We start from the raw sequence: 16962 nt of genomic DNA, 5'->3' as shown, positions 1-16962 counted from the left end.
CTTTTCGCGCAGTTCCCCGCGCCCCTAGATACCGATTGTGTCTGCGGGTTCGGTGGGGGCTGGTCGCGCAGTTCCCCGCGCCCCTGAAGGCGTGCGCTGGCGCGCAGCCTTCCCCCGGTGGGGAGATGCCGCACGCAGTGCGCATCTCAGGGGCGCGGGGAACTGCGCGAGAAGCCCCACCGGCCCGCAGGTGACGAACAGACGAAGGCCCCCGGCGCTGTGCGGTGCCGGGGGCCTTCGTACGGGTCGGTCAGCGGAGCTGTTCGTACGCCGGCAGCGTCAGGAAGTCCGCGTAGTCCGCGTCCAGGGACACCTGGAGCAGCAGGTCGTGGGCCTGCTGCCACTTGCCCGCCGCGAAGGCGTCCTCGCCCAGCTCGGCCTTGATGCTCGCCAGCTCCTCGGCGGCGACCTCGCGGGCCAGCTCGGCCGTCGCGGTCTCGCCGTTCTCGAAGACGACACCCGCGTTGATCCACTGCCAGATCTGCGAGCGCGAGATCTCCGCGGTGGCGGCGTCCTCCATGAGGTTGAAGATGGCGACGGCGCCGAGGCCGCGCAGCCACGCCTCGATGTAGCGGATGCCGACCTGGACGGCGTTGACGAGACCGTCGTAGGTGGGCTTCGCGTCGAGCGAGTCGATGGCGATCAGGTCACCGGCGGCGACGGAGACGTCCTCGCGCAGGCGGTCCTTCTGGTTCGGGTTGGTGCCCAGGACCTTGTCGAAGGACTCCATGGCGATCGGGACGAGGTCCGGGTGCGCGACCCAGGAGCCGTCGAAGCCGTCGCCGGCCTCGCGGTCCTTGTCGTCGCGGACCTTCGCGAACGCCACCTTGTTGACCTCGGCGTCCTTGCGGGACGGGATGAAGGCCGCCATGCCGCCGATGGCGTGCGCGCCGCGCTTGTGGCAGGTGCGGACGAGCAGCTCGGTGTACGCGCGCATGAAGGGGGCCGTCATCGTGACCAGGTTGCGGTCCGGCAGGACGAACTTCTGGCCGCCGTCACGGAAGTTCTTGACGATGGAGAAGAGGTAGTCCCAGCGGCCCGCGTTCAGGCCGGAGGCGTGGTCGCGCAGCTCGTAGAGGATCTCCTCCATCTCGTACGCGGCCGTGATCGTCTCGATGAGGACGGTGGCGCGGACGGTGCCCTGCGGGATGCCGACGTAGTCCTGCGCGAAGACGAAGACGTCGTTCCAGAGGCGGGCCTCCAGGTACGACTCCGTCTTCGGGAGGTAGAAGTACGGGCCCTTGCCGAGCTCGATGAGCCGCTTGGCGTTGTGGAAGAAGTAGAGGCCGAAGTCGACCAGGGCGCCGGGGACCGGCTTGCCGGCCTCGTCCACCAGGTGGCGCTCGTCGAGGTGCCAGCCGCGGGGCCGCATCACGACGGTCGCGAGGTCGCCCGCGTCCTTGAGCGCGTACGACTTGCCGGTGCGCTCGTCGGTGAAGTCGATGGAGCGGTTGTAGGCCGCGGTCAGGTTGAGCTGGCCGCCGATGACGTTCTCCCACGTCGGCGCGGAGGCGTCCTCGAAGTCGGCGAGCCAGACCTTGGCGCCCGAGTTGAGCGCGTTGATCGTCATCTTCCGGTCGGTGGGGCCGGTGATCTCGACGCGGCGGTCGTTCAGCGCGGCGGGAGCGGGCGCGACCTTCCACGTGTCGTCCGCGCGGACGGCGGCCGTCTCGGGGCGGAAGTCGAGCGTGGAGGTGCGGGCGATCTCGGCGCGGCGCTCGGCCCGGCGGGTGAGGAGCTCGTCACGCCGGGGCGTGAACAGCCGGTGCAGCTCGGCCACGAAGGCGAGGGCCGCATCGGTGAGCACCTCGTCCTGCCGGGGCAGGGGCGTGGCGTCGACGATGGCCAGCGAGGACGGCGCTGGTGCGGACATGAGCTGTCACTTCCTTCAGCGAGCGGACGCGGGCGGCACGCGGTGCCGGGCGCGTCTGGGTACGTCTGGATACGGCTGCTGGCCCCGCGAGGGGGGACCGGCCCTTCTGATCAGTGGATACTAGTTTCCTTATCGTGGAAGTTCAATCGTTTGTTGATGTCGAGATTCTCTGAATCGACAGAACGTGGCGCTGAGTGCCACGCACCTCACTCAAGGTGCTGGAGATCGGCTTCCGTGTCGATGTCGTACGCATCGGCCACATCACCGCACTCCACGAGCTCCACCTCCGCCGCGTGTTCCTTGAGATAGGCGCGCGCCCCGCGGTCCCCGCTCGCGCTCGCCGCGATCCCGGCCCAGTGGTCGCGGCCGAACAGCACGGGATGCCCGCGCTCCCCGTCGTACGCGGCCGCCACCAGCGAGCCGGGCGACCGGTACGCCTGCCGTACGCGGCCGACCGCCGCCGCGCCGATCCCCGGCTGGTCGACCAGGAGCACCAGCGCCGCACCGGCGCCGGAGCCCGCGAGCGAGCCCAGGCCCGCCCGCAGCGACGAACCCATGCCGTCCGCCCACTCCGGGTTCACCACGAGGACGCACCCGTCGAGCTCCGCCCGCGCCCGTACGTCACCGGCCGCCGCACCGAGTACCACGTGCACCCGGTCGCATCCCCCCGCGCGCAGCATCCGTACCGCGTGTTCCACGAGCGGGCGCCCGCGGTGGGACAGCAGGGCCTTGGGCCGCCCCCCGAGCCGCCGCCCGCCGCCCGCGGCCAGCAGCAGCCCCACGACCTCGTCCGTTTCCGTCGTCGTCATGCCCTCTGCATACCGCACGTCCGCGCCCGGCGCGCGCCCGGCCGCGCACGACTTCAGTTGCCCTGCGCAACGGACTGGCGCCGGACAGTCGGTGTGGCGTTAACTAGTCGCCCACAAACCCCGGTTGGGCGCCCGACCACCGTCCGGGCGGGGACGTACGACAGCGCACGACGACGTGCGAGGGGGAGAGCTGTGTTGCGGAGCGTGGAGCAGAGGCTTGTGACCGGCAGTGACGAGGACCCGCGGGTGGCCGAGCTGCGTACCGCCGTGTCCCGGCTCCGGCGGGAACTGGCGGCGCACCCGGCCGAGTTCCCCGACCGGGGCATCGCGGAGGACGAGCTGGCGGCACTCGACGCCATGGCGGGCGGCGGTGCGCCCGAGGTGCCGCGGCTGCGCCGGTCGCTGCTGCTGGTCGCGGGCGCCATCGGGTCGGTGAGCGCGCTGTCCGCGGCGCTCACCCAGGTGCGGGGCGCGGTCGAGCTGTTCGGCGGCCCGCCGGTCGAGCGCAACTGACGCGGCGGGCACGGCGGTTGACGGGTCAGGCGACCCAGTGCGGCCGTCCGGGCTCGTCGCCCGCCGCGCCGAGCCCGCCGTCCAGGGCCGCGGCGATCCGCCGCACCGCCTCGTCGGCGACCTCGACCGGCTGCGTGTAGGGGAACCGCAGCCGGTGCTCGAAGGTGCCCGGGTCGGCGCCGAACCGTGAACCACCCTCGATCCGCACCCCGTGCCGCAGCGCCGCCCGGGCGAGCGCCGACGCGACCGGCCGCCCGAGATCGACCCAGAGCGACATGCCGCCGGGCGGCAACTGCCAGCGCCAGTCCGGGAATTCACGGCTCAGCGCGGCCGCCAGGTGGTCGCGCTGCGCGCGCAGCACCGGCAGCCGGCGGCGCAGGATCTCCGCCTCCCGGTCAAGCAGCCGGCCCGCCACCAGCTGGTCGAGGACGGACCCGGACATGTCCGCGGTGACCCGCAGCGTCGTCAGCTCGGTGATGAGCCGGGTGCCCGCCCGCACCCAGCCGACCCGCAGCCCGCTCCAGTGCCCCTTGCTCAACGAGCCGACGGTGACGATCTGTTCGCCGCCGCCCTGCGCCGCGAGCGAGGCGAACGGCGGCGGCGTCGGCGCGTCGAGCGCGATGTCCGCGATCGTCTCGTCGACGACCAGCCAGGTGCCCGTGGCCCGCGCCGCCGCGATCAGCCGCTGCCGCTGCTCGGTCGGCATCAGGCGGCCCGTCGGGTTCTGGAAGTCCGGGATGAGATAGGCCAGCCGGGGCGCCGCCTGCCGCAGCGTCGTCGCGAACAGCTCCGCGTCCCAGCCGTCCTCGGTGACCGGCACGGGCGCGGTGCGCAGCCCCAACTGCCGGATCACCGCGAGGGCGTTGGCGTACGACGGGTTCTCCACCACGATCCGGTCACCGGGCCGGCCGAGCAGCGTGAGGGTGAGCGACACGGCCTGCTGGGCGCCGGTCGTGACCAGGATCTGGTCCGGCAGCGTCGGCAGCCCCCGCCGCGTGTACCGCTCGGCGATCGCGGCCCGCAGCTCCGGCAGCCCGTACGGGTGGTAGCCGGGGGTCTCCGCGTGCCGCGCCACGTCCGCGGCGGCCGCCGCGTAGGCCGCCGTCAGCTCGTCCGCCACGGCGCCCGGCGCCGCGATCGCCAGGTCGATCACGCCCTCCCCGGCCGCCGGGGTGGCCACGCTCGTCGGCCGCACCCCGTCCGGCAGCTCGGTCCACGTCCCGGCACCCCGCCTGCTGCGCGCGTAGCCGCTCTCCCGCAGCAGGTCGTACGCGGCCGTCACCGTGGCCCGGCTGACCCCGAGCGCCGCGGCGAACTCGCGCTCCGCGGGCAGCCGGACGTGCAGCGCGATCCGGCCGTCGAGCAGCAGCGTCCGCACGCCCTGGGCGAGCGCCCGGTAGCCGGGCCGCTGCCCGGCCACCCCGGTCACCAGCTCGGCGAGCCGCCTGCTGCCCAGGCCCCGCGCCCTGCTGTCCATGCTGCGGACCACTCCGTCAACCGCCATGCCACATCTCCGCCATTGGCCCTGCTGCCCAGGCCAATCAGCGTACAGACTCGGCAGTGGCCGAGGAGAAGTGGCCTGGGTGGGAACGAGGAGGCACGTCATGCACACCGACAGGAGTGGCTTCAGCGACCGGGTCGAGCGCGAGCTGCAGCGCCGGACCGAGGACACCGCCGCGCGACCGTGGCGGCTGCGCCGCCGTCCGGGCCGCCCGCCGGTGCCGGACCGGGGCGGCCGGGTCGTGGTCGGCGTCAGCGGCTCCCCGGCGAGCCGGGCCGCGCTGCGCTCCGCGGTGGACGAGGCACGCCGCTCCGGCCGGCCGCTCGTGGCGGTGGTGGCCTGGGAGCCGCCCGAGGGGGAGGGGCTGTACCGCCGCTGGCCCGACCGGGAGTGGGCCCGGCACTGGCACGACACGGCTCGCGCCGGGCTGACCGCGGCCTTCGACGAGGCGCTCGGCGGGATGCCGGCCGGGGTGGACGTGACGTTGCGAGTCGAGCGGTCGCGGGCGGGTGCCGTGCTGCTCGATCTGGCCGCGCACCCGGGTGACCTGCTGGTCGTCGGTCTGCGTCCGGGGCGGCGGCGCGGCGCCGTGCACCGGTACGTCCGGCGGTACGCGGTGTGCCCGGTCCTGACGGTTCCGCTGCGTCCGGTGCCGCGCGCGGACCTTCGAGCCCTGCGGCACGTGAAGGCGGCGGACTTCGCCGCCTGAGGGGCGCGGGACCGGGTCGATGCGCGGCTCCGCCGCGTGGGCGTGACCAGCCGCCCCTGGGGCCTGTCGGCACACTCCCGTCTGCCCCGCGGTGTCTGACGACAGGCCCTAGCGGGACCGCAGCAAGCCCTGACCGACCGCGGCCGCGACCGCCGCCGTGCGCGAGTCGACGCCCAGCTTCGCGTAGATGTGGACCAGGTGGGACTTGACCGTGGCCTGGCTCAGGAAGAGCTCGCGGGCGACGTCCGCGTTGGACAGACCGTCCCGGACGAGCTGAAGGACCTCCAGCTCACGACGGCTGAGCGCCTCGGACGGCGCCCGCATCCGGTCCATCAGCCGGTCCGCGACGGCGGGAGCGAGCGCCGACCGGCCGGAGGCCGCCGTGCGGACGGCCGCCGCGAGCTCCTCCGGCGGCGCGTCCTTCAGCAGATAGCCGGAGGCCCCCGCCTCCACCGCCGCGAGGATGTCCGCGTCGGTGTCGTACGTGGTCAGGACGAGCACCCGCGGGCCGTCCGGCAGCGCGGCGATCAGCGCCGTGGCCTGCGCCCCGTGCATCCCGGCGCCGAACTGCAGGTCCATCAGCACCACGTCGACCCGTTCCGAGCCGGCGAGCTCCACCGCCCGCTCCGCCGTGGGCGCCTCCGCGGCGATCTCGAAGTCGGGCTCCGCGTCGAGGACGGCGCGCAGCCCGGCCCGTACGACGGGATGGTCGTCGGCGAGCAGCAGCCGGATCACCCGGCACCCCCGGCGGGCAGCGGCAGGCTGACGGCGACGGCGGTGCCACGGCCGGGCGCCGACTCGACGGTGAACGTGCCGCCCAGCGCCCGCACCCGCGCGCGCATCGCGGGCAGCCCGAACCCGCCGTCGCCGCGGTCGCCGCCGTCGCCGGAGGCCGCGCGGGCCGGGTCGAAACCGATGCCGTCGTCCACGACGTCCAGGGTCACCGAGGTCTCCATGAAGCTGAGGGTGATCTCCGTGCGGTCCGCCCGCGCGTGCCGCACCGTGTTGCCGAGCGCGGACTGGGCGATCCGCAGCAGCGCCACCTCGTACGGGGTGGGCAGCGCGAGCGGGGTGCCGCTCGTCGTGAACCGCGCGGCCGGGCCCGGGGCCGTCGCGCAGAGCCGTTCCAGGGCGGCCGCGAGGGAGCCGGTCGCCAGGTCGGGCGGGGTGAGGGCGCGCACGAAGCGGCGGGCCTCGGCGAGGTTGTCCTGCGCCGTCGCGCGGGCCCGCTCGATGTGGGCGGCGGCGGGCGAGTCCGGCGGCAGGTCGCGGCCGGCGGCCCGCAGCAGGAGCTGGATCGAGGAGAGGCCCTGGGCGAGGGTGTCGTGGATCTCGCGGGCCAGCCGCTCGCGCTCCGCGAGGGTGCCCGCCGTGCGCTCCGCGTCGGCGAGCTCGGCCCGCGCGCCGATCAGCTCCTCGATCAGCCGCTGCCTGCGCTCGCTCTCCCGGTACAGCGCCTGATAGCCGAGCACGGTCGCCACGGCGACGGCCGCACCCAGCAGCGGCCCTATGAACGCCCCCGGGTTGAGCCCGCCGCCGTGCCCCACGTACGAGGCGATGGCCGCGCCCGCCGCCACCGCGACCGCGGGCAGCGCCCAGCGGGCGGGCAGCAGGTGCAGCAGCAGGAAGTAGAGCGGGAACGCCAGCCACAGGCCGTCGGGGGAGAGGGCGAGGAGCACCGCCCACACCGCGCCGAGCGTCCCGAGCCAGCAGGCGGCGCCCGCGCGCGTGGCCCGCACGGCGGGCAGCAGCGGGCCCGCCGCGTACACGGCGCCCATCACCACGGCCACGGCCACCACCGGGCCGCCCGTGGCCCGCAGCACGACGAGCGCCAGCAGCCCCGCCGTCAGCAGGTGCAGGCAGAGGCGCAGGGCGCGCAGGGCGGGGGTGAGCGAACGTGGATCCATACCGTCACCAGCGTACGAAGTCATCGCCCCGAACCGGTCAACCGAAAGTTCGATCCGGACGTCCCTCCTTCGATTCGGGTGAAGCGTGCTGTGGCGCGATGCCCGGGAGGGCCACGGGGACGCAGGGTGGACGACATGTTCGTCGCATGGAGAGATCTGCGGTTCGCCAGGGGCCGCTTCGCCCTGATGGGATCCGTGATCGTACTGATCACGCTGCTGGTGGGACTGCTTTCGGGGCTGACCGCCGGGCTGGCCCGGGACAACACGTCCGCGCTCACCGGGCTGCCCGCCGACCACCTCGCCTTCGGGCGGCCCGCCGCCGGCCAGTCGGTGTCCTTCACCGGCTCGACCGTCACCCCGGACCAGTGGCGCGGGCTCGCCGGGCGGCCGGGGGTGACGAGCGCCGAACCGATCGGCATCAGGACGCTCAACGCGGACGCCGGCCGGCAGACCGCGGCCGTATCGGTCTTCGGGGTGCGCCCGGACTCCGGCCTCGCGCCCGACGCGACGGCGCCCGGCACCGTCGTCCTCGCCACGAAGGCGGCCGACGAACTGGGGGCCGGGACCGGCGACGAGATCACGCTCGGCGGGACGACCCTCACGGTCGCGGCGGTCTCGGGCGACGCCTCGTACAGTCACACCCCCGTCGTCTGGGCCGACCTCGGCGACTGGCAGTCCCTGGCCCGCTCCGCCGGGGCCACCGTGGTCGCGCTGCGCACCTCGGGCGCCGATCTGCCGGCCGCGGACCGGGCGGCCGGCACGGAGACGAAGGACATCGAGGGCGCCCTGTCCGCCATAGGGTCCTACCAGGCCGAGAACGGCTCCCTGCAACTGATGCGCGGCTTCCTCTTCGTCATCTCGGCGCTCGTCGTGGGCGCCTTCTTCACGGTCTGGACGATCCAGCGCAGCGCGGACATCGCCGTCCTGAAGGCGCTGGGCTCGTCGACGGGCTATCTGCTGCGGGACGCGCTCGGCCAGGCCGTGCTCGTGCTGGTCGGCGGTACGGCGGTGGGGACCGGCCTCGCCGCGCTCATCGGCGCGTTCGTGCCGGACGGCGTGCCGTTCGTCCTGGAGCCGCTGACCGCGGTCGGGCCCGCCGCCGTGATGACCGTCCTCGGTCTCGTCGGCGCCGCCCTGTCCATCCGGCGGATCACCGCCGTCGACCCCCTCACCGCGCTCGGGAGCGCCCGATGACCCTGCTGCTCGACGACATCACCCTCACCTACGCCGACGGGGACGGCCGCCTCACGGCCCTGGACCGGGTCGGTCTCGAGGTTCCGGCGGGCGGGCTCACCGCCGTCGTGGGGCCGTCGGGATCGGGGAAGTCCAGCCTGCTGGCCGTCGCCGCGACGCTCGTGTCGCCGGACAGCGGGCGGGTGCTCGTCGACGGGGTCGAGGCGACCGGGCTCGGCCGGGCCGAAGCGGCTCGGCTGCGGCGCCGCGCCATCGGCATCGTCTTCCAGCAGCCGAACCTGCTGCCGTCCCTGACCGCTCTGGAGCAGCTCCAGGTCATGGCGCACCTCGGCGGCCGTCGGCCGCGTGAAGTCCGGTCCCTGGCGCGGGAGTTGCTGGACGCGGTGGGGCTCGCCGAGCAGGCGCACCGGCGGCCGCACCAGCTCTCCGGCGGGCAGCGGCAGCGGGTCAACATCGCGCGGGCCCTGATGAACGCTCCGCGGGTGCTGCTGGTGGACGAGCCGACCAGTGCGCTCGATCATGAGCGGGGGGTGGCCGTGCTGGAGTTGTTGGCGGGGCTGACGCGGGAGCGGGGCACGGCCACGGTGCTGGTCACGCACGACCGGGCTTCCCTGGGCGTCGCGGACCAGGTCGTGGAGATCGTGGACGGCCGCCTGGCCGGTGCCCGGGCTGCCGCGTCCTGACCGCTGCCGTCCGCGGCCCGGTGGGGGCTTCTCGCGCAGTTCCCCGCGCCCCTGAAAGGCGCACTCCGTGCGCCCACAGGGGCGCGGGGAACTGCGCGACCAGCCCCCACCGGCCCGCAGGTGGCGACAGACGGTCGAAGTTACGACGCGGAACCGGAGCTCGCGAGGGCCTCCGAGAGTTCGCGGGCGACCTGCTGAAGGACCGGCACGATCTTGTCCGTCGCCGCCTCCGTGACCCGCCCCGCGGGCCCGGAGATGGAGATGGCCGCCGCCGTGGGCGAGTCCGGTACCGGCACGGCGAGGCAGCGCACCCCGATCTCCTGCTCGTTGTCGTCGACGGCGTACCCGAGGTCCCGTACCTCCTGCAGCGCGTCGAGGAAACCGTCGGGCGTGGTGATCGTCTTCTCGGTCGCGGCCGGCATCCCGGTCCGCCCGAGCAGCGCCCGCACCTCGTCGGCCGGCGTGTGCGCGAGCAGCGCCTTGCCCACACCGGTCGAGTGCGGCAGCACCCGTCGCCCGACCTCGGTGAACATGCGCATCGAGTGCTTGGACGGCACCTGCGCGACGTAGACGATCTCGTCGCCGTCGAGCAGCGCCATGTTGGCCGTCTCGCCGGTCTCCTCGACCAGGCGGGCCAGATACGGCCGGGCCCAGGTGCCGAGCAGGCGCGACGCGGACTCGCCGAGGCGGATCAGGCGCGGGCCCAGCGCGTAGCGGCGGTTGGGCTGCTGGCGCACGTACCCGCAGGCGACCAGGGTGCGCATCAGACGGTGGATCGTGGGGAGCGGCAGGCCGCTGCTCGCGGAGAGTTCGCTGAGGCCCACCTCGCCGCCGGCGTCGGCCATCCGCTCCAGCAGGTCGAAGGCGCGCTCGAGCGACTGGACACCGCCGCTTGGCGCGGACTTGGCGGTATCAGTGGTGCTGGCGTTGGACGTCGGCACGGCGCGTTCCTTTCGAGGCGGGCAGGCAGAGATGCAGCGTACCCGGCGGTTTCCCGGCCGGTGATCCCTTGACCTCTAAGTTCGTCGGTAGCTACGTTCTGCGTACCGGAATCATAATTTCACTTTGTGGAAACATCCAGAGCCTTGACGGCTCAGGAAGAAGGAGTGAAAACTCCTTCAACAGAACGTTGAAACTGAGGAGGTCCAGGGTGTCGGACGTCGAAGTCGAACTGGTGCTGCGCTCGACCCGCGTCATCACCCCCGAAGGTACGCGGCCCGCAGCGGTCGCCGTCGCCCAGGGGAAGATCGTCGCCGTGCGCGCGCACGACGCGGAGGTACCGGCGGGGGCCCGGCTCGAGGACTTCGGCGACGACGTGCTGCTGCCCGGCATCGTCGACACCCACGTCCACGTCAACGACCCGGGGCGCACCGAGTGGGAGGGCTTCTGGACGGCCACCCGCGCCGCCGCGGCCGGCGGCATCACGACGCTGGTCGACATGCCGCTGAACTCCCTGCCGCCGACGACGACCGTCGACAACCTCCGGACGAAGCAGGAGGTCGCCGCCGCCAAGGCGCACATCGACGTCGGCTTCTGGGGCGGCGCCCTGCCCGACAACGTCAAGGACCTGCGTCCGCTGCACGACGCCGGGGTCTTCGGCTTCAAGTGCTTCCTGTCGCCGTCCGGCGTCGACGAGTTCCCGCATCTGAACGGGGACCAGCTCACCGCCTCGATGGCCGAGATCGCCGGCTTCGGCGGACTGCTCATCGTGCACGCCGAGGACCCGCACGAGCTCGACGTCGCGCCCAGCAACAGCGGCCCGAAGTACGACGACTACCTCGCGACGCGGCCCCGGATCTCCGAGGACGTCGCGATCAAGGGCCTGATCGACACGGCGAAGCGGATCGGCGCCCGCGTGCACGTCCTGCACCTGTCGTCCTCCGACGCGCTGCCGCTGATCGCCGCCGCCAAGGCCGAGGGCGTCCGGCTGACCGTCGAGACCTGCCCGCACTACCTCACCCTCACCGCCGAGGAAGTCCCGGACGGCGCCAGCGAGTTCAAGTGCTGCCCGCCCATCCGTGAGGCCGCCAACCAGGACCTGCTCTGGGCGGCGCTCGCCGACGGCACCATCGACTGCGTCGTCACCGACCACTCGCCGTCGACCGCCGACCTGAAGACCGACGACTTCGCGACCGCGTGGGGCGGCATCTCCGGTCTCCAGCTCAGCCTGTCCGCGATCTGGACCGCGGCCCGCGAGCGCGGGTACTCGCTGGAGGACGTGGTCCGCTGGATGTCGGAGCGGACCTCGAAGCTGGTCGGCCTCGACGACCGCAAGGGCGCCATCGCCGTCGGCCGCGACGCCGACTTCGCCGTCCTCGCCGCCGAGGAGACCTTCACCGTCGACCCGGCCGCCCTCCAGCACCGCAACCGCGTCACCGCCTACGCGGGCAAGACGCTGCACGGCGTCGTGAAGTCGACCTGGCTGCGCGGCGAACGCATCGTCGCCGACGGCGAGTTCACCGCCCCGCAGGGCAAGCTGCTCGAAAGGAACAAGTGACGACCGTGACCGCGAACTCCGGGATACCCAGCTTCACCGGTGACGCCAGCCCCTACGGCGGCGGCGACCCGTACGCCGACTACCGCACCGCGGACTTCCCGTTCACGCGGTACGCCGACCTCGCCGCGCGCCAGCTCGGCGCCGGTGTGATCGCCGCCAACGACGAGTTCTTCGCCCAGCGCGAGAACCTCCTCGTGCCCGAGCGCGCCGAGTTCGACCCGGAGCACTTCGGCCACAAGGGCAAGATCATGGACGGCTGGGAGACCCGCCGGCGCCGCGGCGCCGGGGCGGACCACCCGTGGCCCACCGCCGATGACCACGACTGGGCCCTGGTCCGCCTCGGCGCCCCCGGCGTGATCCGCGGCATCGTCGTCGACACCGCCCACTTCCGTGGCAACTACCCCCAGGCCGTCTCCGTGGAGGCCACGTCCGTCGAGGGCGCGCCCACCCCGGAGGAGCTGCTCGCCGACGACGTGAAGTGGACGACCCTCGTCCCGCGCACGGCGGTCGGCGGCCACGCCGCCAACGGGTTCGCGGTCGACGTCGAGCAGCGCTTCACGCACCTGCGCCTCAACCAGCACCCGGACGGCGGCGTCGCCCGCCTGCGCGTCCACGGCGAGGTCGTCCCCGACCCGCAGTGGCTCGCCGCGCTCGGCACCTTCGACGTCGTCGCCCTGGAGAACGGCGGCCGCGCCGAGGACGCCTCGAACCTCTTCTACTCGCCCGCGTCGAACACCATCCAGCCGGGCCGCTCCCGCAAGATGGACGACGGCTGGGAGACCCGGCGCCGCCGCGACCACGGCAACGACTGGATCCGCTACCGGCTCGTCGCCCGCTCCGAGATCCGCGCCCTGGAGATCGACACCGCGTACCTCAAGGGGAACAGCGCGGGCTGGGCGGCGGTCTCCGTCAAGGACGGCGAGGACGGTGACTGGGTCGAGGTGCTGCCCCGTACGCGGATGCAGCCCGACACGAACCACCGCTTCGTCCTCGACACCCCGGCCGTCGGCACGCACGCCCGCGTCGACATCTTCCCCGACGGCGGCATCTCGCGGCTGCGGCTGTTCGGCTCCCTGACGGACGAGGGCGTCGCCCAACTGGCCGCGCGCCACGCGGAGTCGGGCGCCTGACGGCGAAGGAACCTGCGGGGCGCACCGGCCCGACAGCACCGGTGCGCCCCGCATCCTCATGCCGTCACGCGGCGAACCCGCCGTCGACCGCGAACTCGCCGCCCGTCACGTACGCCGCGTCCGCGCCCGCCAGGTGCGCCACCGTCCCGGCGACCTCGGCCGCCGTCCCGTACCGTCCGAGCGCGGTCATCGACGCCTGCCAGTCCGCGCTCGGCCCGTCCGCCGGGTTCATGTCGGTGTCGATCGGGCCCGGGTGCACGATGTTCGCCGTGATCCCGCGCCCGCCCAACTCCCGTGCCAGCGCCTTCGTCAGCCCGATCAGGGCCGCCTTGCTCATCGCGTACAGCGTGCCGCCGGGCCCCGGGACGCGCTGCGCCATGCAGCTGCCGACGGTGACGATCCGGCCGCCGTCGGGCAGCACGGCCGCCGCGGCCTGGGCGATGAGGTAGACGCCGCGCACGTTCGCCGCGAGCACCCGGTCGACGTCCGCGACCGTGTGGTCCGCCAGCGGGCCGAGCGCGCCCACCCCCGCGTTGTTGACCAGGACGTCGAGCCGGCCGAACCGCTCCACCGCGGCGCCCACCGCCCCGGCCGCCTCCGCGGCGTCACCGGCGTCCGCACGCACCGCCAGGCCCCGGCGCCCGAGCGCCTCGATCCGCCGCACCACCTCCTCGGCGGCCTCCTTGCCCTGTACGTAGGTGACCGCGACGTCGAAGCCGTCCTCGGCCAGCCGCACCGCCGTCGCCGCGCCGATCCCGCGCGAGCCGCCGGTCACCAGAGCCACCTTGCCGTTCATCTTCGCCTCCGTAGCGAGCTGTTGTCGTGGCTTCGAGTACAGCGACGTACGCGGGCGGAAGCTGGCGGCAAACGGACACCGAGATGGCGCCGGCCGTGTCCGCAGGTACGGTGTCCTCGCCCCGCGCGAGCCGCCGACGTCTCCGCACGCACTCGCCCGCACCGGAGACCACATGAGCACGCTCGCCCTGCCCGCGCCGCGCCCCCGTGCCTGGCTCACCGACCTGCCCGTCATCGGCGTCGCCGCCGTCTGGGGCGCCAGCTACCTCGCCGCCAAGGGCGTCACCACGCAGACCACCGTGCTCGCGGTGCTCGTGCTGCGCTTCGGGATCGTGCTGCCGGTGCTCGTGGGCGCCGGTTGGCGCGGACTGCGGGCCCTGACGGCACCGCAGTGGCGCGGGGCGGGGCTGCTCGGGCTGATCCTCAGCGGGATCTTCCTGCTGGAGACGTACGGCGTCGTGCACACCTCGGCGACCAACGCGGGCCTCATCATCAGCCTCACCATGATCTTCACGCCGCTCGCGGAGGCCGCCGTCACCCGCGTCCGGCCGCCCCGCGCGTTCCTCGCCGCGGCCGCCCTCTCCGTGCTCGGCGTCGTGCTGCTCACCCAGGGCGGCGGTTTCACGTCACCTTCGGGCGGCGACCTCCTGATGCTCCTCGCGGCCCTCGCCCGCACCGTGCACGTACTGGTCATGGCCCGGGTCGAGGCGGTCCAGAGCGCCGACGCGCTGCCGCTGACGACGGTTCAGCTCGGCACGGCCGTGACCGTGTTCGCGCTGCTGTGCGCCGCGCCCGGCACCGGTTCCGCGCCCTGGGACGCGGCGGCTTCCTTCGAACCCGCCGACTGGGCGGGCCTGTTGTTCCTCTCCGTGCTGTGCACCCTGTTCGCGTTCTTCGTGCAGATGTGGGCCGTGCGCCGCACCTCGCCGTCCCGGGTCAGCCTGCTCCTGGGCACCGAACCGCTGTGGGCGGCCGCCGTCGGCATCGTGCTGGGCGGTGAACGGCTGGGTGCGCTGGGCCTGCTGGGCGGTGGTCTGGTCCTGGCCGGAACCATGTGGGGACGCCGGGCCACGAGTTAACTCCTGGAAAACAAGCGGCAGTTGTCGTTGACATGCACCCGTCTACGCGCGTCACACTGAGGGCATGAAGATTCCCCCACGCTTCATCAGCGTCGCAGCCCTGGCCGCCGCCCTGTTCGTCGGCGGCCCCGCCACCGTCGCCGCCCAGGCCGCCCCGGCCCCCGTCGCGGCCTCCGCCACGTTCTCCGCCGCCGCGGTCGGCGACATCTGCTACTCCGCCCTGCCCTCCCAGGCGCACGACACCCTGGACCTCATCGCGGCGGGCGGCCCGTTCCCGTACGAGCAGGACGGCACCGTCTTCCAGAACCGCGAGGGCGTCCTGCCGTCGCAGTCCACCGGCTACTACCACGAGTACACGGTCATCACCCCGGGCTCCTCGGACCGCGGCGCCCGCCGCATCGTGACCGGCGAGGCGAACCAGGAGGACTACTACACGTCGGACCACTACGCGTCGTTCGACCTGGTCGACCACTCCTGCTGAACCGTTCCCCCACCGGCGACAGGCCCTAGTTCTGCTTGGCGGTCTCGGCGGCCGCGATCACGGCGATCGCGAGCACGATCAGCGCGATGCTGCCGTACACCTCGCGGCCGTCGAGGAAACCGATCCGCTCGATCAGACCCCAGCCGAGCCAGCCGGTGAACTCGTGCAGCAGGCCCACCGCCCCCTGGATCAGGGCGAAGCCGGCGACGATCTCGACGAACTCCCACAACTGCTTCCTGTTCATGTACGGAACCCTCGTCCCGCGGACCCCCCACCCACATCGGCCGCGGGGCGAGTCCCGTCCGCCACGAGTCGCGCGCGGGCCCGGCCGGGTGCGACGAAAGTCGCCGGCGCCACGACTTTGGTCGCGGCTCGGCCGCGGGGGGCGGTGCGCGGCCCCCATCGTGCGTAGATTTGTCGACCATGGAGCCATCGCAGCAGACCGTGCCCCCGCAGCCGGCGGACGAGCCGCCGTTGCCGTGGCGCCGCTGGCTGCTGCCCTCGGCACTCGTCGACGACCTCGACCTGGACTCCGAGGGACGCCCCGGCAGGGGGCGGCGCACGGCCCGGGACTGGATCGTCGACTTCAGCTGCTTCCTCGTCGCCGTCTTCCTCGGCCTGATCCTCGCCGAGCAGACCTGGGACAACCCGAACACGCCCCGGTTCCTGGCCGGTGTCGACCAGGTCATCGGCGCGCTGGCCTGCGCCGCCGTCTGGCTGCGCAGGCGCTGGCCGCTCGGCTTCGCGGTGGCGATGATCCCCGCCGGGTTCCTCTCGAACACGGCGGCCGGCGCGGTCATGGTCTCCGTCTTCACGCTGGCCGTGCACCGGCCGTTCCGCTACGTCGCCTGGGTCGCGGGCGTGTCCGTCGCCCTGCTGCCGTTCTTCTACTGGTGGCGGCCCGAACCCGACTCGTCGTTCGCGCTGTCCCTGTCGTTCACCGTGGTCCTCATCGTCACGGTCGTCGGCTGGGGCATGTTCGTCCGCTCCCGGCGCCAGCTCCTGATGTCCCTGCGGGACCGGGCGCACCGCGCCGAGACCGAGGCCGCCCTGCGCGCCGAGCAGGCCCAGCGGCTGGCCCGGGAGGCCATCGCCCGCGAGATGCACGACGTCCTCGCCCACCGGCTGACCCTGCTCAGCGTGCACGCGGGCGCCCTGGAGTTCCGGCCCGACGCACCCCGGGAGGAGATCGCCCGCGCCGCCGGCGTCATCCGGGAGAGCGCCCACGAGGCGTTGCAGGACCTGCGCGAGATCATCGGCGTGCTGCGCGCGAGCGACCACGGAGAGGAGTCGGGCCGGCCGCAGCCCACGCTCGCCGCCCTGGACGCCCTGGTCGCCGAGTCCCGCGAGGCGGGCATGAAGGTCGGCCTCGACAACCGGGTGCCCGACCCCGGGGCGGTCCCCGCCTCCGCGGGCCGCACCGCCTACCGCATCGCCCAGGAGGGCCTGACCAACGCCCGCAAGCACGCGCCCGGCGCGGAGGTGGCGGTCGTCGTCGAGGGCGGTGCGGGCGACGGCCTGACCATCACGGTCAGCAACCCGCCGCCCCCCGGCGAGGTCCCGCACGTCCCCGGCTCGGGCCAGGGCCTGATCGGGCTCACGGAACGGGCCACGCTGGCGGGCGGCCGCCTCAGCCACGGCCCGGACGGGGACGGCGGGTTCACGGTACGGGCCTGGCTGCCGTGGGCCGGCTGACCATCCGCACCCGGCGCGACGCCCGCCCCGCGGCCGCCACTGCCCCGGACCACGCCGCCGGACCCGACCGGCACCTCCTGACACCTCCTGACACCG

General features: G+C 73.8%; 17 protein-coding genes. 9 read left to right on the top strand and 8 right to left on the bottom strand.

Going from position 1 to position 16962, the window contains the following annotated elements:
• Window positions 1-250: 250 nt before the first annotated feature.
• Window positions 251-1873, bottom strand: a complete 1623-nt coding sequence (gene aceB, locus RBJ77_RS43850; RefSeq protein ID WP_372350103.1) for a malate synthase A — start codon at window positions 1871-1873, stop codon at window positions 251-253.
• 206 nt (window positions 1874-2079) lie between these two features.
• Complete coding sequence (locus RBJ77_RS43845; protein ID WP_372350102.1) at window positions 2080-2682, bottom strand: NTP transferase domain-containing protein; 603 nt, start codon at window positions 2680-2682, stop codon at window positions 2080-2082.
• A gap of 192 nt (window positions 2683-2874) precedes the next feature.
• On the opposite strand from RBJ77_RS43845, the gene RBJ77_RS43840 reads away from it, so the two are divergent.
• The gene (locus RBJ77_RS43840; RefSeq protein WP_255967294.1) at window positions 2875-3195 is read left to right on the top strand and encodes a DUF5955 family protein; all 321 of its coding nucleotides are present in this window, start codon (window positions 2875-2877) and stop codon (window positions 3193-3195) included.
• A 25-nt stretch (window positions 3196-3220) separates the two neighbouring features.
• Here the strand turns inward: RBJ77_RS43840 and RBJ77_RS43835 are convergent, their stop codons facing one another.
• Window positions 3221-4699, bottom strand: a complete 1479-nt coding sequence (locus RBJ77_RS43835) for a PLP-dependent aminotransferase family protein (RefSeq protein WP_372350101.1) — start codon at window positions 4697-4699, stop codon at window positions 3221-3223.
• Between the two features lie 100 nt (window positions 4700-4799).
• Here RBJ77_RS43835 and RBJ77_RS43830 point away from each other — a divergent pair, with 100 nt between their 5' ends.
• The gene (locus tag RBJ77_RS43830) at window positions 4800-5405 is read left to right on the top strand and encodes a universal stress protein (RefSeq protein ID WP_372350100.1); all 606 of its coding nucleotides are present in this window, start codon (window positions 4800-4802) and stop codon (window positions 5403-5405) included.
• Window positions 5406-5513: 108 nt separating this feature from the next.
• On the opposite strand, the gene RBJ77_RS43825 is transcribed toward RBJ77_RS43830, so the two are convergent.
• Both RBJ77_RS43825 and RBJ77_RS43820 read right to left on the bottom strand, forming a co-directional pair.
• Window positions 5514-6140: a response regulator gene (locus tag RBJ77_RS43825; RefSeq protein ID WP_372350099.1), complete on the bottom strand. Its 627-nt coding sequence runs from the start codon at window positions 6138-6140 to the stop codon at window positions 5514-5516.
• Window positions 6137-7312, bottom strand: coding sequence for a sensor histidine kinase (locus RBJ77_RS43820; RefSeq protein ID WP_372350098.1), 1176 nt, complete (start codon window positions 7310-7312; stop codon window positions 6137-6139). The genes RBJ77_RS43825 and RBJ77_RS43820 overlap by 4 nt, the downstream gene beginning before the upstream one ends.
• A gap of 135 nt (window positions 7313-7447) precedes the next feature.
• Between RBJ77_RS43820 and RBJ77_RS43815 the strand changes: the two genes are divergently transcribed.
• Both RBJ77_RS43815 and RBJ77_RS43810 read left to right on the top strand, forming a co-directional pair.
• Window positions 7448-8506 (top strand): ABC transporter permease, encoded by a 1059-nt coding sequence (locus RBJ77_RS43815; RefSeq protein WP_372350097.1) that lies wholly within the window; start codon window positions 7448-7450, stop codon window positions 8504-8506.
• Entirely contained in the window at window positions 8503-9189 is a 687-nt protein-coding gene (locus RBJ77_RS43810; RefSeq protein WP_372350096.1) for an ABC transporter ATP-binding protein, read from the top strand. The genes RBJ77_RS43815 and RBJ77_RS43810 overlap by 4 nt, the downstream gene beginning before the upstream one ends.
• A 140-nt stretch (window positions 9190-9329) precedes the next feature.
• Here RBJ77_RS43810 and RBJ77_RS43805 read toward each other — a convergent pair whose 3' ends face one another.
• Window positions 9330-10130 (bottom strand): IclR family transcriptional regulator, encoded by an 801-nt coding sequence (locus tag RBJ77_RS43805; RefSeq protein WP_372350095.1) that lies wholly within the window; start codon window positions 10128-10130, stop codon window positions 9330-9332.
• A 209-nt stretch (window positions 10131-10339) separates the two neighbouring features.
• Between RBJ77_RS43805 and allB the strand changes: the two genes are divergently transcribed.
• Both allB and alc read left to right on the top strand, forming a co-directional pair.
• Window positions 10340-11686 carry an allantoinase AllB gene (gene allB / locus RBJ77_RS43800; protein WP_372350094.1) on the top strand — a complete coding sequence of 449 codons (1347 nt, stop codon included), beginning with the start codon at window positions 10340-10342 and terminating at the stop codon, window positions 11684-11686.
• Window positions 11683-12816: an allantoicase gene (gene alc / locus RBJ77_RS43795; RefSeq protein WP_372350093.1), complete on the top strand. Its 1134-nt coding sequence runs from the start codon at window positions 11683-11685 to the stop codon at window positions 12814-12816. Before allB ends, alc begins: the two co-directional genes overlap by 4 nt.
• Window positions 12817-12880: 64 nt before the next feature.
• Here alc and RBJ77_RS43790 read toward each other — a convergent pair whose 3' ends face one another.
• Window positions 12881-13612 (bottom strand): SDR family oxidoreductase, encoded by a 732-nt coding sequence (locus RBJ77_RS43790; protein WP_372350092.1) that lies wholly within the window; start codon window positions 13610-13612, stop codon window positions 12881-12883.
• Window positions 13613-13784: 172 nt separating this feature from the next.
• Between RBJ77_RS43790 and RBJ77_RS43785 the strand changes: the two genes are divergently transcribed.
• Together RBJ77_RS43785 and RBJ77_RS43780 are read left to right on the top strand one after the other, a co-directional pair.
• Window positions 13785-14690: a DMT family transporter gene (locus RBJ77_RS43785; RefSeq protein ID WP_372350091.1), complete on the top strand. Its 906-nt coding sequence runs from the start codon at window positions 13785-13787 to the stop codon at window positions 14688-14690.
• A 64-nt stretch (window positions 14691-14754) separates the two neighbouring features.
• Window positions 14755-15171, top strand: a complete 417-nt coding sequence (locus tag RBJ77_RS43780; RefSeq protein WP_372350090.1) for a ribonuclease — start codon at window positions 14755-14757, stop codon at window positions 15169-15171.
• Window positions 15172-15196: 25 nt separating this feature from the next.
• Here RBJ77_RS43780 and RBJ77_RS43775 read toward each other — a convergent pair whose 3' ends face one another.
• Complete coding sequence (locus RBJ77_RS43775; RefSeq protein WP_255967268.1) at window positions 15197-15415, bottom strand: hypothetical protein; 219 nt, start codon at window positions 15413-15415, stop codon at window positions 15197-15199.
• 179 nt (window positions 15416-15594) lie between these two features.
• On the opposite strand from RBJ77_RS43775, the gene RBJ77_RS43770 reads away from it, so the two are divergent.
• On the top strand, window positions 15595-16866 hold the full coding sequence (locus RBJ77_RS43770; protein WP_372350089.1) for a histidine kinase: 1272 nt from the start codon (window positions 15595-15597) through the stop codon (window positions 16864-16866).
• The last annotated feature ends 96 nt before the right edge of the window (window positions 16867-16962 follow it).

It is taken from the genome of Streptomyces sp. KL116D (assembly GCF_030766975.1).
Taxonomy (GTDB): Bacteria; Actinomycetota; Actinomycetes; order Streptomycetales; family Streptomycetaceae; genus Streptomyces; species Streptomyces longispororuber_A.
The sequence above is the reverse complement of the archived record's forward strand: the minus strand, read 5'-3'. Positions and strand labels throughout refer to the sequence as shown.

Excerpts from the sequence above, each read along its gene's own strand:
- aceB (WP_372350103.1), bottom strand. The coding sequence starts at position 1,873 with ATGTCCGCACCAGCGCCGTCCTCGCTGGCCATCGTCGACGCCACGCCC.
- RBJ77_RS43845 (WP_372350102.1), bottom strand. The coding sequence starts at position 2,682 with ATGACGACGACGGAAACGGACGAGGTCGTGGGGCTGCTGCTGGCCGCG.
- RBJ77_RS43835 (WP_372350101.1), bottom strand. The coding sequence starts at position 4,699 with ATGGCGGTTGACGGAGTGGTCCGCAGCATGGACAGCAGGGCGCGGGGC.
- RBJ77_RS43830 (WP_372350100.1), top strand. The coding sequence starts at position 4,800 with ATGCACACCGACAGGAGTGGCTTCAGCGACCGGGTCGAGCGCGAGCTG.
- RBJ77_RS43820 (WP_372350098.1), bottom strand. The coding sequence starts at position 7,312 with ATGGATCCACGTTCGCTCACCCCCGCCCTGCGCGCCCTGCGCCTCTGC.
- RBJ77_RS43815 (WP_372350097.1), top strand. The coding sequence starts at position 7,448 with ATGTTCGTCGCATGGAGAGATCTGCGGTTCGCCAGGGGCCGCTTCGCC.
- RBJ77_RS43810 (WP_372350096.1), top strand. The coding sequence starts at position 8,503 with ATGACCCTGCTGCTCGACGACATCACCCTCACCTACGCCGACGGGGAC.
- RBJ77_RS43790 (WP_372350092.1), bottom strand. The coding sequence starts at position 13,612 with ATGAACGGCAAGGTGGCTCTGGTGACCGGCGGCTCGCGCGGGATCGGC.
- RBJ77_RS43785 (WP_372350091.1), top strand. The coding sequence starts at position 13,785 with ATGAGCACGCTCGCCCTGCCCGCGCCGCGCCCCCGTGCCTGGCTCACC.
- RBJ77_RS43780 (WP_372350090.1), top strand. The coding sequence starts at position 14,755 with ATGAAGATTCCCCCACGCTTCATCAGCGTCGCAGCCCTGGCCGCCGCC.
- RBJ77_RS43775 (WP_255967268.1), bottom strand. The coding sequence starts at position 15,415 with ATGAACAGGAAGCAGTTGTGGGAGTTCGTCGAGATCGTCGCCGGCTTC.
- RBJ77_RS43770 (WP_372350089.1), top strand. The coding sequence starts at position 15,595 with ATGGAGCCATCGCAGCAGACCGTGCCCCCGCAGCCGGCGGACGAGCCG.